The organism is Nocardiopsis synnemataformans, assembly GCF_965343085.1.
In the GTDB taxonomy this organism is placed as follows: Bacteria; Actinomycetota; Actinomycetes; order Streptosporangiales; family Streptosporangiaceae; genus Nocardiopsis; species Nocardiopsis alborubida.
Window position 1 is genome coordinate 53,542 of the sequence record NZ_CBDRFA010000002.1, and the last position, 18,334, is coordinate 71,875.

The 18,334-nt window shown below is 71.6% G+C and carries 12 protein-coding genes; 8 read left to right on the forward strand and 4 right to left on the reverse strand.

Translation table 11 applies throughout. The features are described 5' to 3' along the window. Nucleotides 1-86 precede the first annotated feature (86 nt). From sucB to ACSIH6_RS01335, 6 genes are all read left to right on the forward strand, one after another. Nucleotides 87-1,958 (forward strand): 2-oxoglutarate dehydrogenase, E2 component, dihydrolipoamide succinyltransferase, encoded by a 1,872-nt coding sequence (gene sucB, locus ACSIH6_RS01310; RefSeq protein WP_435105699.1) that lies wholly within the window; start codon nt 87-89, stop codon nt 1,956-1,958. Between the two features lie 261 nt (nt 1,959-2,219). After that, nucleotides 2,220-2,786 (forward strand): NADPH-dependent FMN reductase, encoded by a 567-nt coding sequence (locus ACSIH6_RS01315; RefSeq protein ID WP_435105701.1) that lies wholly within the window; start codon nt 2,220-2,222, stop codon nt 2,784-2,786. 354 nt (nt 2,787-3,140) lie between these two features. Next, nucleotides 3,141-4,067 carry a TIGR01777 family oxidoreductase gene (locus ACSIH6_RS01320; protein WP_435105969.1) on the forward strand — a complete coding sequence of 309 codons (927 nt, stop codon included), beginning with the start codon at nt 3,141-3,143 and terminating at the stop codon, nt 4,065-4,067. A gap of 10 nt (nt 4,068-4,077) precedes the next feature. Next, nucleotides 4,078-4,782: a lipoyl(octanoyl) transferase LipB gene (gene lipB, locus ACSIH6_RS01325; RefSeq protein WP_435105703.1), complete on the forward strand. Its 705-nt coding sequence runs from the start codon at nt 4,078-4,080 to the stop codon at nt 4,780-4,782. Nucleotides 4,783-4,875: 93 nt separating this feature from the next. Then, nucleotides 4,876-5,829: a lipoyl synthase gene (gene lipA / locus ACSIH6_RS01330; protein ID WP_017565782.1), complete on the forward strand. Its 954-nt coding sequence runs from the start codon at nt 4,876-4,878 to the stop codon at nt 5,827-5,829. A gap of 215 nt (nt 5,830-6,044) precedes the next feature. Continuing rightward, complete coding sequence (locus tag ACSIH6_RS01335) at nt 6,045-6,770, forward strand: DUF4191 domain-containing protein (protein WP_061078526.1); 726 nt, start codon at nt 6,045-6,047, stop codon at nt 6,768-6,770. Nucleotides 6,771-6,932: 162 nt separating this feature from the next. On the opposite strand, the gene ACSIH6_RS01340 is transcribed toward ACSIH6_RS01335, so the two are convergent. From ACSIH6_RS01340 to ACSIH6_RS01350, 3 genes are all read right to left on the reverse strand, one after another. Beyond that, nucleotides 6,933-8,330: an LCP family protein gene (locus tag ACSIH6_RS01340; protein ID WP_435105705.1), complete on the reverse strand. Its 1,398-nt coding sequence runs from the start codon at nt 8,328-8,330 to the stop codon at nt 6,933-6,935. A gap of 196 nt (nt 8,331-8,526) precedes the next feature. Next, a complete protein-coding gene (locus ACSIH6_RS01345) occupies nt 8,527-9,972 on the reverse strand; it encodes an LCP family protein (protein WP_435105707.1) in 1,446 nt (481 codons plus the stop codon). Nucleotides 9,973-10,260: 288 nt separating this feature from the next. Further along, nucleotides 10,261-10,740: an RDD family protein gene (locus ACSIH6_RS01350; protein ID WP_435105709.1), complete on the reverse strand. Its 480-nt coding sequence runs from the start codon at nt 10,738-10,740 to the stop codon at nt 10,261-10,263. Nucleotides 10,741-11,091: 351 nt separating this feature from the next. Between ACSIH6_RS01350 and glnA the strand changes: the two genes are divergently transcribed. Both glnA and ACSIH6_RS01360 read left to right on the forward strand, forming a co-directional pair. Beyond that, nucleotides 11,092-12,516, forward strand: coding sequence for a type I glutamate--ammonia ligase (gene glnA / locus ACSIH6_RS01355; protein ID WP_150253701.1), 1,425 nt, complete (start codon nt 11,092-11,094; stop codon nt 12,514-12,516). Between the two features lie 205 nt (nt 12,517-12,721). Then, on the forward strand, nt 12,722-15,880 hold the full coding sequence (locus tag ACSIH6_RS01360) for a bifunctional [glutamine synthetase] adenylyltransferase/[glutamine synthetase]-adenylyl-L-tyrosine phosphorylase (protein ID WP_435105971.1): 3,159 nt from the start codon (nt 12,722-12,724) through the stop codon (nt 15,878-15,880). A gap of 320 nt (nt 15,881-16,200) precedes the next feature. Here ACSIH6_RS01360 and ACSIH6_RS01365 read toward each other — a convergent pair whose 3' ends face one another. After that, a complete protein-coding gene (locus tag ACSIH6_RS01365) occupies nt 16,201-18,105 on the reverse strand; it encodes a carbohydrate-binding module family 20 domain-containing protein (RefSeq protein ID WP_435105711.1) in 1,905 nt (634 codons plus the stop codon). Nucleotides 18,106-18,334 lie beyond the last annotated feature (229 nt).

Sequence of the window (18,334 nt, forward strand, 5' to 3'; positions counted from 1 at the left end):
GGCCGCGAGGGCCCGCCCCCGCACACATCCGCGCTGCCCATCAAGGGGTTGGGCAGAGACCGCGCCCAGATCCAACGAGGAAACCCATGCCGACTTCCGTTTCCATGCCCGCCCTGGGTGAGAGCGTCACCGAGGGCACCGTCACCCAGTGGCTGAAGAACGTGGGCGACACCGTCGAGGTAGACGAGCCGCTCCTTGAGGTCTCCACCGACAAGGTGGACACCGAGATTCCGTCACCCGTCGCGGGCGTACTCACCAAGATCCTCGTCGACGAGGACGAGACCGTGGAGATCGGCGCGGAGATCGCCATCATCGGCGGTGAAGGCGAGAGCGCCGACGAGGACGGTGCCGAGCCCGCCGCGGAGGAGCCCGAGGAGCCCGAGGAGCCCAAGAAGCCCGAGGAGGAGGCCGCCCCGGAGCCCCAGGCCGCCGAGGAGCCCGAGCCGGAGCCCGCCCCGGAGCCGAAGGCCGGGTCCGACGCGCAGGCCTCGTCCTCCGACGAGGGCCCGACCACGTCGGTGACCATGCCCGCCCTGGGTGAGAGCGTCACCGAGGGCACCGTCACCCAGTGGCTGAAGAGCGTCGGCGACACCGTCGAGGTAGACGAGCCGCTCCTTGAGGTCTCCACCGACAAGGTGGACACCGAGATTCCGTCACCCGTCGCGGGCGTACTCACCAAGATCCTCGTCGACGAGGACGAGACCGTGGAGATCGGCGCGGAGATCGCCATCATCGGCGGCACCGGGGACGAGCCCCCGGCCGTCTCCGAGGGCGCCGCCCCGGCCGAGGCCGAACCCAAGGCAGAGCCCAAGGCGGACTCCGAGCCCGCCGAACCCAAGGCCGAGACGAAACCCGCCGAGCCGAAGCCCGCCGCGCCCGCCCCGGAACCGAAGACCGAGTCCGCGCCCGCCCCGGAGCCGAAGGCCGAGTCCGCGCCCGCCGCGGACAGGGGCCAGGACGGCGAGAGCCCGTCCGTGGACATCGGCACCCTCAGCGGCACCGGCCGCGCCTCGGGAACCGACGCCGGGACCGAGGCGTACGTGACCCCGCTGGTGCGCAAGCTCGCCTCCGAGCACGGCGTGAACCTCAGCCGCGTCAAGGGCACCGGTGTGGGCGGCCGCGTCCGCAAGCAGGACGTGCTCAAGGCCGCCGAGGAGCAGAAGGCCGACGCCGCGCGCGCCGCCGCCCCCGCGCCCTCCTCGGCCCCGCGCAAGGAGGCCACCGACACCTCCCTGCGCGGCCGCACCGAGAAGCTCACCCGCCTGCGCCTGTCCATCGCGGACCGGATGGTGGAGTCGCTGCACGTCTCGGCCACGACCACGCAGGTCATCGAGGTGGACGTCACCAAGATCGCCCGCCTGCGCGAGCACTCCGCCGAGCGCTTCACCGAGCGCGAGGACGTGCGGCTGGACTTCTTCCCGTTCTTCGCGCTGGCCGCGGTGGAGGCCCTGCGCTCCCACCCCAAGCTCAACGCGGTGGTCGACAGCGACAAGCAGGAGGTGACCTACCACGACGTGGAGAACCTCGGCGTCTCGGTGGACACCGAGCGCGGTCTGCTGGCCCCCGTGGTCAAGGACGCGGGCAAGCTGGGCCTGGGTGAGCTGGCGCGCAGGCTCAAGGACCTGACCGAGCGCGCCCACACCGGCCAGCTGGGCCCGGACGAGCTGGGCGGCGGCACGTTCACCATCGCCGAGACCGGATGCACCGGCGCGCTGTTCGGCACGCCGATCATCAACCAGCCGCAGGTGGCCATCCTGGGCACCGGCGCGGTCGTCAAGCGCCCCGTCGTGGTCGAGGACACCGCCATGGGCGACGAGGTGATCGCGGTCCGCTCGATGGTGTACCTGTCGCTGGCCCACGACCACCGCCTGATCGACAGTGCCGACGCCGGGCGCTTCCTCCAGAGCGTGAAGGCGCGCCTGGAGGAGGGTGCCTTCGAGGACGACCTGGGCCTGTAGGCCCGGGCCGCGAAGGCCCTCCCACACCACCCGCCGGGCCGGGTGCCACGCGACGGCACCCGGCCCGGCGCGTCCTTTATTGGGGAATCTCCTGTCCGATTTGACCTCAAGACCTGTTGAGGTCCTAGCGTTGGCCTGTTCCCGAAGAACCGACGGTGCGCCGCGCGGCTCCGGCCACCAGGGCCGAGCCGGTCCGCGCGTGCCCGCCCGACGTGCCCGCCCACGTGTGGGCCGAGACGGCACAGAGAAGCAAGGACCCACATGGACAACCTTCGGATCGCGGTCATCCTCGGCGGAAACCGCCGGGGCCGCACCGGACCCGCCGTCTCTCGCTGGTTCGTGGACCGGGCCGGGAAGTACCCGGACCCCTCCGTGGCGTTCGACTTCCTCGACGTGGAGGACATCAGCCCCCAGGACGGCCACGGCGGCCCTATGGCCCCGGAGCCGGCCCACACGGTGGAGGCGGCCGACGGGTACGTCGTGCTGACCCCGGAGTACAACCACGGCTACCCGGGCGAGCTGAAGAGCGCCATCGACGCCGCGCGCCGGGAGTGGTTCGGCAAGGCGGTCGGCTTCGTCTCCTACGGCGGGATGTCCGGCGGCCTGCGGGCGATCGAGCAGCTGCGTTCGGTCTTCTCGGAGCTGCACACCGCCACGATCCGCGACACGGTCAGCCTGCACAACGCGCAGACGATGTTCGGTTCGGACGGGGCCCCGGTGGTGGACATGTCGTCCGCGGAGGCCGCCGTGGAGCGGATGCTGCGCCAGCTGGCGTGGTGGGCGCTGGCCCTGCGCGAGGCCCGGGAGCGGCGCCCCTACCCCGGTTAGGGGCTGACCGGCTGAGAATCCCTCGACCTGGCAGGGGTCGCACACGTGGACGGGGCGGCGCCTCTCGGCGCCGCCCCGTTTTCTACCCCACCAATCACCATCCCCTGATGATCCCCATCATCAAAGGTCTGTGGTCGGGGACGCGGCAGTCAGCTCGACAGCGCGTCGCCCACAGTAGCTCCGCGCTGACGCGGAGTTCCTGTCCCACGTTCAAAGTAGAAGACCGAGGGGCCCTCGCGCAGCTCTTTCGAGGAAAAAGCCGAAGAAAAACCGGGCGGGTGTCCTCGGTCGTCCCTTTGGTGTGTCTTCCCGCGCGAGTACCGCCCTCCTTCGGGTAGACCCAGGACCATGCGAGTGGCTATCACGGGGTCGACGGGACTCATCGGCAGGGCGCTTGAGGCGTCCCTGCTCGGCGACGGGCACACGGTGGTGCGCATGGTGCGCCACCTGCCGCGGGGGCGGCACCACCCGGACGTGGAGGAGGCGGAGTGGCGCCCCGAACAGGGCCGGGTGGACACCGTGGCCCTGCACGAGGCCGACGCCGTGGTGCACCTGGCCGGGGCGCCGGTCGGCCCGGCCCTGTGGACGCGGCACCGGCGCGCCCTCATCCGGCGCAGCCGCGTGCGCGGCACCCGCACCCTGTGCCAGGCCCTGGCGGGGATGTCCTCGCCTCCCCCGCGCCTGCTGAGCGCGTCGGGGATGCACTTCTACGGCGACACCGGCGGCGAGGCGGCCACCGAGGACTCCCCACCGGGCACCGGCTTCCTGGCCGGGGTCTGCCGCGACTGGGAGGAGGCCACCGCCCCGGCCGAGGAGGCGGGCCTGTCGGTGGCGCACATGCGCACCTCGGTGGTGCTCGACCGCTCGGGCGGCATGCTGGGCACGCTGCTGCCGCTGTACCGGGCGGGGCTGGGCGGGCGCCTGGGGTCGGGACGCCAGTACATGAGCTGGATCGCCATGCGCGACCAGATCGGTGCCGTGCGCTTCCTGCTGGAGCACCCCGAGGTCACCGGCCCGGTGAACATGTGCGCGCCCGGGCCGGTGACCAACGCCGAGTTCACCAGGGCGCTGGGCCGCGTCCTGCGGCGTCCCACCGCCCTGGCGGTCCCGGCGGTGGCGATGCGCGCGGTGCTGGGGGACTTCGCCGAGGAGACCGCGCTGATCGACCTCAGGGCCGAGCCCGAACGCCTCACCGAGGCCGGTTATTCCTTCGCGCTGCCCACCGTGGACAGTGCGCTATCCGACATCCTGGCCAGACCCGCACAGTCCACCGGGGCGTAAGGTTGGATGTGTGAGTGATCTCGTTTACGCATGGCTGGGCGACACTCCCGTCCCGTACCACCAGGGCTGGGATCTCCAGAAGCGGCTCCACGAGCGCCGCGTCGCCGATGAGGTGCCCGACACCGTCCTGTTGCTGGAACACGAGCCCGTGTACACCGCGGGAAAGCGCACCGGGAGGTGGGATCGTCCCATCACCGACCCCGGGGCGCCCGTGGTGGACATCGACCGGGGCGGCAAGATCACCTGGCACGGCCCCGGCCAGCTGACGGTGTACCCCATCGTCCGGCTGCCGGACCCCATCGACGTGATCGCCTACGTCCGGATGCTGGAGGAGGCCATCATCCGCACCGTCGCGGAGTACGGCCTGACCGGCACGCGGGTGGAGGGACGCACCGGGGTGTGGCTGGAAGCCGACCCCGAGCGCGGCCTCGTCGAACGCAAGGTGGCCGCCATCGGCTGCCGGATCGCCCGCGGGGTCGGGATGCACGGGCTCGCGTTGAACTGCAACAATGACATGTCGTGGTACGACCGGATCATCCCGTGCGGGATCACCGACGCCGGGGTCACCTCGCTCTCCGCCGAACTGGGGCGCGACGTGGCCGTGGCCGACGCGCGGCCCCGGATGGAACGCCACCTGGCGGACCTCCTCGGCACGCGGGAGTACCGCCACACCGACGGCGCGGACCTGCTCTCCGGCGCCACCGCGCGTGGATGACACACCACACCATGAGCCAGTCCCCGCGGGGACGCCGAGCCCCCACGAGGGGAAGGGTCCCCGGCACGGGGCACAGAAGGGAACGGGTTCACGTTGACCATCGCTCCTGAGGGCCGCAGGCTGCTGCGCGTGGAGGCGCGCAACAGCGAGACCCCCATCGAGAAGAAGCCGCCGTGGATCAAGATCAAGGCGCACATGGGGCCCGAGTACACCGAGCTCCACTCCCTGGTCAAGAGCGAGGGCCTGCACACGGTCTGCCAGGAGGCCGGGTGCCCCAACATCTACGAGTGCTGGGAGGACCGCGAGGCCACCTTCCTCATCGGCGGCGACCAGTGCACGCGGCGCTGCGACTTCTGCAACATCGCCACCGGCAAGCCCAGCGCCCTGGACCGCATGGAGCCGACCAAGGTCGCCAACTCCGTGAAGACCATGGGCCTGCGCTACGCCACCATCACCGGTGTGGCCCGTGACGACCTGGAGGACGGCGGCGCCTGGCTGTACGCCGAGACCGTCCGCAAGATCCACGAGCTCAACCCGGGCACGGGCGTGGAGCTGCTCATCCCCGACTTCAACGCCGACCCCGACCAGCTGGCCGAGGTGTTCGGCTCGCGTCCGGAGGTGCTGGCGCACAACGTCGAGACGGTGCCGCGGATCTTCAAGCGCATCCGTCCGGGTTTCCGCTACGAGCGCTCCCTCAAGGTCATCACCGAGGCGCGCGCGGACAACCTGGTCACCAAGTCGAACCTGATCCTGGGCATGGGCGAGACCCGTGAGGAGATCAGCGAGGCGATGCGCGACCTGCACGAGGCCGGGTGCGACCTGCTGACCATCACCCAGTACCTGCGCCCCTCCAAGCTGCACCACCCGATCGACCGGTGGGTCAAGCCGGAGGAGTTCGTGGAGCTGGGCCAGGAGGCCGAGGAGATCGGCTTCGCCGGTGTCATGTCCGGGCCGCTGGTGCGCTCCTCCTACCGGGCGGGCCGCCTGTACAAGCAGGCCCGGGAGAAGCGGGACGCCGAGAACGCCGCCCTGGCGAACAACGCGTAACGGATTTTCCGTACGAGTCGTGACCAAGCTGGAACGGTGGCCCGCTGGCCACCGTTCCTCACCTGAGGGCACCCGCACATATCCTGATGAGGGCAGGCGCCCGTCGGTGGCGCCGCGAGGCGCCGCACCCAGGACGACCGCGAAGAGGAGGCAAGGCAGCCCAGGGATCTCCTTCCCCGCCGATCCGGCGTCGGCGTGAGCTGCCTGAGAGCACGATGGCGAAAAAGCCCAAGGGTTCACAGAACACGGCCCAAGGCAAGGACGGCGCCGAGAAGCAGCCGGGCCGTCTCAAGCAGATCGGCATGGTCGCCAAGGTCGTCCACCAGCAGAGCCCGCGCAGTATCCCGCTCGCGGTCACGGCGGCGTTGGTCATCCTCGCGGTGTTCATCGGCATCGGCATCTGGACCGGGTCGTGGATCCTGTGGCCGCTGACCGGTCTGCCGGTCGCCTTCCTGGTGGGCTTCATCATCTTCACCCGCTCCGCGCAGCGCGTGCAGTACAAGATGCTGGACGGACGCCTGGGCGCGGGTATGGCGATCCTGGACAACATGCGCGGCAACTGGGTGGTCGAGCCGGGTGTGGCGGCCAACAAGCAGATGGACGTCGTGCACCGCGTGGTGGGGCGCCCCGGCGTGATCCTGGTCGGCGAGGGCGACCCCGGCCGCCTCAAGCCGCTGATCGCCGGTGAGAAGAAGCGTGTGGCCCGCGTCGCCTACGACACGCCCATCTACGACTTCAAGGTGGGCAACGGCGAGGACCAGGTGCCGGTCTCCAAGCTCCAGCGCACGCTGGTCAGGCTGCCCCGCAACCTGGACAAGGCCGGGACCGCCGAGCTGAACTACCGGCTCAAGGCGCTGCCCGCCAAGATGCAGATGCCCAAGGGGCCGATGCCCAAGAACGCCAAGATGCCCAGGGGCATGCGCGGCCAGATGGGCGGCTGACCCGACCGGATCCGCGGCCGGACCCAGCAGCCGAACGAGGGGCCGTCGCACCGTGTGGTGCGGCGGCCCCTCGCGTGTGCCCGGGTCCGTCCGGTGCCTCTCGTGCCGCGATCCCCGTGCGGGGGCCTCAGCGCCCCGGGGTGCCCCCTCGGGGAAGCCCTGCTACTCGCAGCTGACCTCGTCCTCGGCGGCGTTGCTGGCGTCCAGACCGGCCAGGGCGTCGCCCTCGCCCCCCTCACCGCCGGAGCCCCCTCCGCTCGTGGCCAGGCCGTCCCAGTCCTGCGCGATCATCACCAGTTCCAGTTCCTCGCCGAAGCCGGGAACCTCCTCCAGCTGGGCGACGCTGAGCGCCGAGGCCAGTTCCTCGGCCTGCGCGAGCTGGTCGGGGCCGTGGTAGATCGTGGTGGCCCCGGGGACCCGCTCGACGGGGTCGCCCTCACCGGTGACGTTGAACCCCTGCTCGGTGAGCAGCGTCCCGACCTGGCTCGCCAGACCGGTGATGCCCGTGCCGTTGAGCACCCGCACGGACACGTCCGCGGGTTCGACGGCGGGCTCCTCGGCCTCCTCCGACCCCTCACCGCCACCGCCGCCCTCCTCCTCGGGCAGGGAGTCGCCGGAGGCGACCGCGGTGAACAGTTCCTGGGCGGGACCCTCGTTGAGCACCAGCTTGTTCGCGTTGCTCGGGGCTTCGAGGACCGGGGCGGTGACCATCCGCATCCGGCCCAGGTCGACCTCGCGCATCGCGATGGCCAGCTCGGTCATCTGGTCCACGGTGAACCCGTCGTCGGTCACCAGGTTGTCGGTGACCGAGCCCATGAAGTCGTAGAGCGTGGTGGGGCTGGACATGATCTGGCCGCTGGTGACCTTGCGCAGGATGGCGCCCATCATCCGCTGCTGGTTCTCGATCCGGTTGAGGTCGCTGCCCTGATCCGTGCTGTCCCGGGAGCGGGCCAGGCCCAGCGCCTGCTCGCCGTTGAGGGTCTGCATCCCGGCGTCGAGCGTGAGGTGGGCATTCTCGTCGTCGATGGGCTCAGGAATGCACATCTCCACGCCGCCGATGGACTGCACGATGTCCTGGAAGCCCGCGAAGTCGACCATCACCATGTGGTCGAGGTGGATGTCGGTGATCGTCTCCACCGTGTTGCCCTGGCAGTCCATCCCGCCGTAGGTCATGGCGTGGTTGAGCTGGTCCACCGTGCCCGCCGCCACCCCGGGGTCCTCGCCGGTGGCCGGGCAGTCGGGCATCGGGACCAGCAGGTCGCGGGGCAGGTTGACCATCGTCACCCCGCCCTGGTCCACATCGATGCTCACCACGACGAGCACGTCGGGGCGGACGCCGTTCACCACGCTGTACTCGGCGTTCTCCTCCGCGCGCTCGTCGGTGGCGAGCAGCAGGATGTTGTGGATACCCTCCGCCTGAGCGGGACGGTCACCCCAGGCGTCGGTGTTGACTTCCTCGGTGTCGATACCGAGGACGTCGCGGTAGCCCGCGTACACGGTGAGACTGGCCGCGATGAGCAGGCCGGTCGTCCCGCACGCCACCCACTGGCCGAGACTCATCTTCCCCGCCAGGGCTGAGGACGCGTTTCTGGGAGCCAAAGGGCACCTGCGATTCGGTATGGGACAAGGGCTGGTCCGGTCAGCGGGGGGACGGCGCACTGCGCGAGCGACGACACGGACGTAACGGCCGGATGGTACCGGACGGGCGCGTACCGTGTCAGATCGGAACCGGCGACCGGGTCCCGGTCACCGGCCCTCAGCAGGCGCTCTCCTGCGCCCCCGCCGCGGTGGTGCCGCCCAGGTCCTCGGTGATGGAGACCTCGGGCCCGGACGAGCCGCCTCCGCCGGCGAAGCCGTTCCAGTCCTGGCCGATGACCAGTTCCAGGGTCTGTGGGAGGTCGGCGACCTCCTCGGTGGCCGCGCTCTCCAGCGAACCCGCCAGCAGTTCGGCGGCGGCCGCCTCACCCGGAGCGTAGTAGACGGTGGTCAGCTCGGGGAAGCGCACCACGGGTTCGCCGATACCGGTGACGTCGTACCCCTCCCCCAGCAGGACGCCCTGGACCTCGTCCGCCAGGCCGGTGACACCGGTGTTGTTGAGGACCTGCACGGAGATGTCGGCGGGGGCGGCGTCGGCGCCGGAGTCCTCCTCCGGCTCCTCCCCTTCCCCTTCCTCCTCCGACTCCTCGTCCTCCAGGTAGGCGCCGGAGTTGATCGCCGCGAACAGCTCGGAGGCGGCGGGCTGGCTCATGGCCAGCCGGTTGGGGTCGGCGGGGTGCTGGCCGTTGGGCACGGTGACGAACTGGATGCGCTCCAGGTCGACCTCGCGCATGGAGATGGCGATGTCGGTCATCGTCTCGACCGTCAGCTCCTCGTCGGTGGTCACCGAGTCGGTGACGGCGCTGAGGAAGTTGGTGACGGTCACCGGGCTGGTCATGACCTCGCTGCTGAGCACCTGGCGCAGCATGGCGCCCATGAACTCCTGCTGGCGGTCGATCCGGGACAGGTCGCTGCCGTCGCCCTGGCCGTAGCGGGAGCGCACGTAGCCCAGCGACTCCTCGCCGCTGAGGGTCTGCGTCCCGGCGTCCAGCGTCAGGTGCGCCTTGGGGTCCTCCACCGGCGCGGGGATGCACATCTCCACGCCGCCGATGGCGTCCACCATGTCCTTGAACCCGGTGAAGTCCATCATGACGAAGTGGTCCAGGTGCACGTCGGTGACCTCCTCCACGGTCTGCCACTGGCAGCCGACTCCGCCGAAGGTCATCGCCGAGTTGATCATGCCGCTGTGCGGGCTCATCCCCTCGTAGCCCTCCACGGCGTCGCAGCCGGGCAGGTCCACGACCAGGTCGCGGGGCAGGTTGACCAGCGTGGCCGCGCCGTTGTCCACGTTGATGCTCGCGATGAGCATGGTGTCGGGGCGCTCGCCCTCGGCCTCGCCGTAGTTCGCGTTCTCCCCCGACCGGACGTCGGAGCCGATGATGAGCAGGTTCATCACACCCTCGACGCTGGTGGGCCGGTCCCAGGCGTCGGTGTCCACCTGCGCGGTGGTGATGTTGCCGACGATGCCCTGGTACCAGCCGTAGCCGCCGAGGCTGGCGATGATGGCCAGGGCGGTGGCCACGCAGGCGACCCACTGCCCCGGGGACATGCGCATGGCGTGCAGAGCGGACGGTGTGGGGCGTGGGGCGGAGCGTTTTCCAGCCATGCGAACCTTCGGGTGCGGCGGCGTGCGTGGGAGGCGGGGCCGGGTTCCCGTGCGGAGACGGGACGCACCGGTGGGAACGGGGCTCCGCGGCGGGGACCGGGTCCCCGTACGTGGCTCGGATTCCGTTCCCGCGCAGGGGACAGCAGCCCCGTGGGGGACGAGGGGTGAGCACGCAGGATTTCGGTCCGTTCCCGGGCCAAGTAATGAACGGATGTTAACAGCAGCTCGGAGGGGCCGCGCCCACCCGGGCGCCGGGTTCCCCCGCCGCGGGAAACCCCCCGTGAGGCCTCAGTAGCGGGTGGCGATCGTCCCGGCGGCCCGGTCGTGCAGCCCGCGGGTGTCGCGGTCGTAGATGACGGCGGGGATGACCAGGCACAGCAGGAGGGTGCGCACCGTCATGGACACGAACCAGGGCCAGGAGCGCTCGCCGGTGGCGGTGATGCCGACGCCGACCAGGCGGCGGCCGACGGTGGTGCCGAAGAGCGTGAGCAGGAGGATGTTCATGACCGCGAAGACGACCAGGGCGGTGTTGCTGACCATCGGGACCGCCTCCGCCTGACTGGCGGTGCCCGCGCCGACCAGCCCGACGCCGTAGGCCCCCCAGGCGAGCGCGAGGGACAGCGCCCAGTCCAGGAGGAGCCCCACCAGACGGCGCATCACGCCGGGCACCGAACCCGGGCCGCTCTCGGGCAGGCCGAGCCGGTTGCCCCGGTACTGGAAGTCGTCCCCGGCCGCCGCGGTGGCGGGGCCCCGGCTCTCGTCGCTCATGGCTTCCACGGTATCCACCCTGCGGGAGGGCCCGTACCCGGGGCGCCGGAGCGATGGTGAGCCCCTCCGCGGGGGAACATGGCGGAGGTCACACCAGGGAGCGTGTCGGGGACCACAACCGGTGCCGCCAGGTGTCCCTTTTCAGCCCCTACAGGGCGGAATCACCGGGTCAGACCCGGTGGTCTGCGACAACAACCGGGTCCGTAACATACAGGAAACAATCGAGACATGGCGTGGAAACCACCCACTCCTAGCTTCGAGTACGAAGCCGGGAGACGGCGCGCGATCCGACGTGTCCGCGATGGGGCGGACCCCGGTCCACCGTCTCAGCCACCTGCACGGAGGTTCGTTTTGTTCAGCAGCGTCGACGAGGTGCTCGCCTTTATCCGGGACGAGGACGTCAAGTTCCTCGACGTCCGATTCACGGACCTTTTCGGAGGCGTGAACCACGTTACCCTCCCGACCGAGAACGTCGACGAGTCGACGTTCACCGATGGCCAGATGTTCGACGGCTCCTCGATCCGCGGCTTCCAGGCCATCCACGAGTCCGACATGCTGCTGCTGCCGGACCTGGGCACCGGCGTGCTGGACCCGTTCCGCAAGCACAAGACGCTGAACATGACGTTCTTCGTCCACGACCCGCTGACCCTGGAGTCCTACAGCCGCGACCCGCGCAACGTCGCCCGCAAGGCCGAGGCCTACCTGCGCGGCTCCGGCGTCGCCGACACCGCCTTCTTCGGTCCCGAGGCCGAGTTCTACATCTTCGACGACGTCAAGTTCGAGACCCGGTCCAACACCGGCTACTACGAGATCGACTCGATCGAGGGCGCCTGGAACACCGGCTCGGCCATCGAGGGCGGCAACCGCGGCTACCGTCCCCGTTACAAGGGCGGCTACTTCCCCGTCGAGCCGGTCGACCACTACAGCGACCTGCGCTCGGACATGGTGCGGCAGCTGATCGACTCGGGCATCGAGGTCGAGCTCCAGCACCACGAGGTCGGCACCGCCGGCCAGGCCGAGATCGGCATCAGGTTCGGCACCCTGCTCGAGCAGGCCGACAAGGTGCAGCTGTACAAGTACATCGTCAAGAACGTCGCCAACGCGGCGGGCAAGACGGCCACCTTCATGCCCAAGCCGCTCTTCGGCGACAACGGCTCGGGCATGCACTGCCACCAGAGCCTGTGGAAGGACGGCGAGCCGCTGTTCTTCGACGAGTCCGGCTACGGCCAGCTCTCGGACACGGCCCGCTACTACATCGGCGGCCTGCTCAAGCACGCCTCGGCGCTGCTGGCCTTCACCAACCCGACGGTGAACTCCTTCCACCGCCTGGTGCCCGGCTACGAGGCCCCGATCAACCTGGTCTACAGCCAGCGCAACCGCTCGGCCTGCATCCGCCTGCCGCTGACCGGTTCGAACCCGAAGGCCAAGCGCATCGAGTTCCGCGTGCCGGACCCGTCGGCCAACCCGTACCTGGCCTTCTCCGCCATGCTGATGGCCGGCATCGACGGCATCAAGAACAAGATCGAGCCGCCGGAGCCCGTGGACAAGGACCTCTACGAGCTGCCCCCGGCGGAGGCCCAGGCCATCAAGACCGTCCCGGCGTCGCTGGACGAGGCCCTGGAGGCCCTGGAGGCCGACCACGAGTTCCTGCTCGAGGGCGGCGTGTTCACCAAGGACCTCATCGAGACCTACGTGGACTTCAAGCGCACCGAGGAGATCGACTCCCTGCGCCTGCGCCCGCACCCGCGCGAGTTCGAGCTCTACTACGACATCTAGGCCGTAGACAGCAGCTCCGGGAGGGCGCGCACCGCGCACTCCCCCCATCGGGGCCGGTATCCGTTCGGGTACCGGCCCCGACCCGGTTCCGGGTGCGCGGGACGGTTCGTCGCGGGCGCCGGGGACCGACCCGGTTCGAGGCACCGGGCCCGCTCACCGGCCGGACCGTTACCGTTGACACGTGGTGAGGGACGGAACGACGAACATGACGGCAGGCGCGCTCGCCAGGCGCGGTTTCAGCGACAGCACCCGGGCCCTGCGGCTGGTGGAGGAGGCCGGTCTGGACGCCCGGGCCGACACCGAGGTCATCGGCTCGCTCGCGGCGGCGCCCGACCCCGACCAGGCGCTCCTCGGGCTGATCCGGGTCCTGGAGACCGATCCCGACCCCGCCGAGCTCCTGGACGCGCTGCGCGAGGACCGGGAGCTGCGGGCCCGGCTGTGCCGGGTGCTGGGCACGAGCACCGCCCTGGCCGACCACCTGGTGCGCCATCCGGGCGACTGGCGGGAGCTGCGGGGCGCCGACGCCGCCCGCTCCCCCGAGCCGGAGGAGGTGCGCCGCGGCCTGTTGTACACCGTGGGCGCCGACCCCCACAGCCCCGTGCCGACCGCCGACCCGGCCGTGGTCGGCGACGGTTCGGCGGAGGCCCTGCGGCACGTCCTGCGCGTGGCCTACCGCAGGCGGGTGCTGCGCCTGGCCGGGCGCGACCTGACCGGGCTGTGCACGGTGGACGATGTCGCCGGGGAGCTCGCGGTCCTGGCCGCGTCGCTGCTGGACGCGTCGCTGGCGGTGGCCCGCGCCGAACACCCCGAGGACGCCGCGCTGTGCCGCCTGGCGGTCATCGGCATGGGCAAGTGCGGCGGTCGCGAGCTCAACTACGTCAGCGACGTGGACGTGGTGTTCGTGGCCGAGCCGGTCGTGGACGGGGGCCCGGACGAGGACGCGGACGCGAGCGGGAACACGGGCTCGGACGGGAACGCGGGCCGGGGTTCCGGGAGGCCGGTGGACGACCAGGCCGCGATGCGCGCGGCGACCCGGCTGGCCACCGCGATGATGCGCCTCCCCTCCGAGACCGACGCCGAGGGCGCCCTGTGGGAGGTGGACCCGGCGCTGCGCCCCGAGGGCAGGAACGGGCCGCTGGTGCGTCCGCTGTCGGGGCACCGCGCCTACTACGAGCGCTGGGCCAAGACCTGGGAGTTCCAGGCGCTGCTCAAGGCCCGCCCGATCGCCGGGGACGCGGAGCTGGGCCGGGCCTACATGGACGTGATCTCCCCCATGGTGTGGGAGGCGGCGGGCCGCAAGGACTTCGTGGAGGACGTGCAGGCGATGCGCCGCCGGGTGGTGGCGCACATCCCGGCGGGCGAGGCGGAGCGCGAGCTCAAGCTGGGCCCGGGCGGGCTGCGCGACATCGAGTTCTCCGTCCAACTGCTCCAGCTGGTGCACGGGCGCACCGACGACCGGCTGCGGTCGGGCAACACCCTGGAGGCGCTGGAGGCGCTGTCCGGGCACGGGTACGTGGGGCGCGGCGACGCGGCGGGGCTGGCGGAGGCCTACCGGTTCCTGCGGCGGCTGGAGCACCTGTTGCAGCTGGACCGGCTGCGGCGCACGCACCTGATGCCCGACCCGGCCGCCGAGGAGGGCCCCGACCAGCTGCGCCGCCTGGGGCGGGCGCTGGGGATGACCGCGAACCCGGTGCGGGAGCTGACCGACGCGCGCCGCCGGGTGTCGTCGGAGGTGCGGCGCCTGCACGAGAAGCTGTTCTACCGCCCGCTGCTCAACGCGGTGGCCAAGCTGCCGGGCGAGGAGGCGCGCCTGTCGCCGGAGCAGGCCAGGGACCGCCTGGAGGCACTGGGGTTCGTCGACCCGGGCGGTGCGCTGCGCCACCTGGAGTCGCTGACCTCGGGGGTCTCGCGCAGGGCGGCGATCCAGCGGACGCTGCTGCCGGTGATGCTGGGCTGGTTCTCCGACGCCCCCGACCCCGACGCGGGCCTGCTCGGCTTCCGGCAGGTGAGCGAGGCCCTGGGCACCACGCCGTGGTACCTGCGCCTGCTGCGCGACGACGTGCGGGTGGCCGAGCGGATGGCGTGGCTGCTGGGGACGAGCCGGTACGTGACGGAGCTGCTGCTGCGCGCCCCGGAGGCGGTGGCGATGTTCGACGACGACGGCGACCTGGTGCGCCGCGACCCGAAGGTGCTGGCGGGGGAGGCGGAGGCGGCGCGGCGCCGGTACGACACGGCCGAGGAGTCGGTGTCGGCGGTGCGCGCGCTGCGCCGCCGCGAACTGCTGCGCACGGCCGCGGCCGACCTGCTGGAGGTCGCCTCGGTCCAGGACGTGGGAGCGGCGCTGACCGACATCGCCGCGGTGACCATCGAGGCGGCGCTGCGGCTGGCACAGAACCGCGTGGTGGCGGCCTCGGGGGACGAGCCGCTCACGCGGGTGTGCGTGGTGGCGATGGGCCGGTTCGGCGGCGGTGAGCTGACCTACGCCAGTGACGCGGACGTGATGTACGTGCACGACCCCCTGCCGGGTGTGGACACGGGCGCGGCGACCAGGCAGGCGCTGGCCGTCGTGCGGGAGCTGGCGCGGCTGCTGGAGATGCCCGCGGCGGAACCGCCGCTGAAGGTGGACACCGACCTGCGCCCGGAGGGGCGCAGCGGGCCGGTGGTGCGCACGCTGGAGTCCTACGCGGCGTACTACGGGCGCTGGTCGCAGGTGTGGGAGAGCCAGGCGCTGCTGCGGGCCAAGCCGGTCGCGGGCGATCCGCAGCTGCGGGAGGCGTTCACGAGGCTGATCGACCCGATCCGGTACCCGGAGGGCGGGATCGATTCCTCGGCGGTGCTGGAGATCCGCAAGCTCAAGGCGCGGATGGAGGCGGAGCGGCTGCCGCGCGGCGCCGACCCGACGCTGCACACGAAGCTGGGCCGGGGCGGGCTGTCGGACGTGGAGTGGGTGGTCCAGCTGATCCAGCTGCGCCACGCGCACGAGTACCCCGACCTGCGGACCACCGGCACCCTGGAGGCGCTGGAGGCGGCCGTGGCGCACGGTTTCCTGGACGAGGAGGACGGCGAGGTGCTGGGCCAGGCCTGGCGGCTGGCCTCGCGGGTGCGGGGAACGGTGATGCTGGTGCGCGGCCGGGGCGGGGACTCGCTGCCCTCGGACCTGCGGGTGCGGGCGGCGCTGGCGGAGGCGATGGGCTGCCCCGGCGGCGGGGACGGCGAGGACGCGGAGGACGGGAGCAGGGAGAACGCTGGTGGGGAGAACACGGAGTTCGTGCGGGAGGGTCCGGCCGAGCAGCTGACGGAGACCTACCTGCGCGCCACGCGCCGGGCCCGAGCGGTGATGGAGCGGGTCTTCTACGACGACTGAGGGCGGTTCCCGACCTCCGGGGCCTGGTGCGGCCGGGACACGGACACGCTGAGGCTGGCGGGCCCTGGGGACCCCCCGTTTTCAAGGAAACCGCGAACGGCCCGCACCGCGCCAGAGGCGGCTCGCGCTTGTGGACAACCCCGACCGGAGACAGGCCCCTGTCCGGGGCGGCGCCCCCGCGTCGGAGGAGTCGAACGCGGGGGCGCCGGGGCCGGGAGTGGTCGGCCCGTGGGAGTGGCCTGTGGGAGCGGCTCGCGGCTTCCGGGAGCGTGTCCCGGAAGGTCCGTGTGCGGCGCCCCGGGCGGGGCGCCGCACACGGGTCAGTCGCGCCAGGTGACGCTGGTGGCGGGGCCGACGCGGTTGGCGCCGGACTCCCACTCGACGTTGCCCGCGCCGTCGACCTTGACCAGCTTCCACTCGGTGTCGGCGCCGATGGGGGCGGTGCCCGACCACACGGGGTAGGTGGACGCGTCGGTGGACAGCCTCACCCCGCTCTGGGGGTTCCAGGACCCCAGCCCGGGGGTGGAGCCGACCACGTACACCTCCTGGCCGTACCAGGTCTCCACGGTGGCGGAGACCTCGACGTCGCCCGGCTCACCCGGCTCGCCGGGGCCGCCGCCCCCGCACTCGGCCGGGTCGTCGCAGGTGCCGCCCACGTGCAGGGCGACGGCCCCGTTCGCGGGGACCCGGGCGCTGACCCGGCCGTCGGCGACGGTGAGGGTCCCGCTCCCTGCGGCGTTGTCGTAGCTGCCGTCGGGCAGGCCGGTGTCGGCGGTCAGGTTCCAGGTGCTGCCGCTGGCGTTGAAGGCCGCGAAACCGCGGTCGCCCCGGTCGAAGGCGAGCCGGGAGGAGCCGTCGGTGGCGCGCTGGACGACCGGGGTGTCGCCGGTGGCGTTGCGGAAGGCGGGCATCCCGGCGACGGTCGGGTGGCGGTGCTCGCAGACCCACTCGGCGCTGGCGCAGTCGGTGTCCGCGGTGATCCAACCCGCCGGGTTGCCCTCCACCTCGCCCACGCTGGGCGGGCCCTGGGTGACGTTGGAGCCGAAGTCGTAGCTGGACATCACCACGGGGCGCCCGTAGGGGTGGGCCAGCATGTACGCCACGGCCAGGTGGTAGCGGTCGCCGTCCTTGAAGGTCAGGGTCGGGTGGTAGCGCTGGGTGTCGTGGTTGTCGACGAAGACGGTGGCCTGCTCGTCGGTGAGGCCGCCGTAGTCCGGCAGCTGGGCCAGGCCGGAGATGTCGCCGCCGGCGAACTTGTTGGAGATGTCGCGCTGGTAGTCGAAGGCGGTCACGCGGCCGTAGGGCGCGTAGGCGGTGTAGGGGATGGTCTGGTCCCCGTAGACCTCGTGGAAGACGTCGGGCTGTCCGCCGAAGACCGGGACCTCGTTCAGGTCGGAGAAGATGGCGTCGACGTGGGCCTCGGGGACGTGCTTGGAGGCGTCCACGCGGAAGCCCGCCACGCCCATGTCCACCAGGCCGTTGAGGTAGCGGCGGATCTGGGCGCGCACCTCGGGGTCACCGGTGTCGAGGTCGGACAGCCCGACGAGCTCGCAGTTCTGCACCTCCCACTTGTCGTTCCAGTTGCTGATCTCCTCCCGGCAGGAGCTGAAGTCCTCCCCGGTGTGGGAGGCGCTGCCGTCGCCGAACAGGTCGGGGTACTCGTACTTGGCCCAGTCCGTGCCCGCGCTGCCGGTGCCCGAGCCGTCGCCGGTCATGTGGTTGATGATCGCGTCGGCGTAGATCCTCACGCCGTTGTCGGCGCAGGTGGAGACCATGGCCCGGAACTCCTCGGCGGTGCCGCGCCGGGTGTTGTCGATGCGGTAGGAGGTCGGCTGGTAGTCCTGCCACCAGGGGTAGTCGCCGCCCTCGGCGAAGGGGATGACCACGTGTTCCTGGGGCGGGGAGACCTGCACCCCGCCGAAGCCGTGGGGGCCGAGGAACTCCTCGCACTCGGTGGCGACGGAGTCCCAGTTCCACTGGAAGAGCTGGACGATGGTCTCGCCGTTGCCGGTGGCCTGGACGTCCTCGGCGGGGGCGGGGGCTGCCGGGACCGGTGCCGTCGGGGCTGGGGCTGTCTGGACTGGTGTCGTCGGGGCTGGGGCTGCTTGGACTGGGACTGCCGGGACTGGGACTGCCGGGACGGGAGTGGCCTGCGCGGGAGCCGCCAGCAGGCCGACCCCCATCAGGATCGCCCCGGCGACGGCGCCGGGTCCGGTGGGCTTCATGTGCGCTCCTTGGGGGAGGTGCGCGGCGGGGCGACACTGCCCCGTCCGCCGTCCTCTTGCAGCGATTGCAAGAGTTTGCGTGAGCGTGACGAAGCTAACAGACCGGACCGCTCTTGTGAACGGGGCCTGTTCTGGACGTCACACCGCTCACCCAGCGCGACGGTTTCCGCCTCCACCTGCCGCGACGCGTTTCGGGCCGACTTCCCCCGCCAGGTCGGCCCCAGGAGAT

What these genes read in the sequence shown, in the direction of transcription:
- sucB (WP_435105699.1), top strand. Translation starts at nt 87, where the DNA reads ATGCCGACTTCCGTTTCCATGCCCGCCCTGGGTGAGAGCGTCACCGAG.
- ACSIH6_RS01315 (WP_435105701.1), top strand. Translation starts at nt 2,220, where the DNA reads ATGGACAACCTTCGGATCGCGGTCATCCTCGGCGGAAACCGCCGGGGC.
- ACSIH6_RS01335 (WP_061078526.1), top strand. Translation starts at nt 6,045, where the DNA reads ATGGCGAAAAAGCCCAAGGGTTCACAGAACACGGCCCAAGGCAAGGAC.
- ACSIH6_RS01340 (WP_435105705.1), bottom strand. Translation starts at nt 8,330, where the DNA reads ATGAGTCTCGGCCAGTGGGTGGCGTGCGGGACGACCGGCCTGCTCATC.
- ACSIH6_RS01345 (WP_435105707.1), bottom strand. Translation starts at nt 9,972, where the DNA reads ATGGCTGGAAAACGCTCCGCCCCACGCCCCACACCGTCCGCTCTGCAC.
- ACSIH6_RS01350 (WP_435105709.1), bottom strand. Translation starts at nt 10,740, where the DNA reads ATGAGCGACGAGAGCCGGGGCCCCGCCACCGCGGCGGCCGGGGACGAC.
- ACSIH6_RS01360 (WP_435105971.1), top strand. Translation starts at nt 12,722, where the DNA reads ATGACGGCAGGCGCGCTCGCCAGGCGCGGTTTCAGCGACAGCACCCGG.
- ACSIH6_RS01365 (WP_435105711.1), bottom strand. Translation starts at nt 18,105, where the DNA reads ATGAAGCCCACCGGACCCGGCGCCGTCGCCGGGGCGATCCTGATGGGG.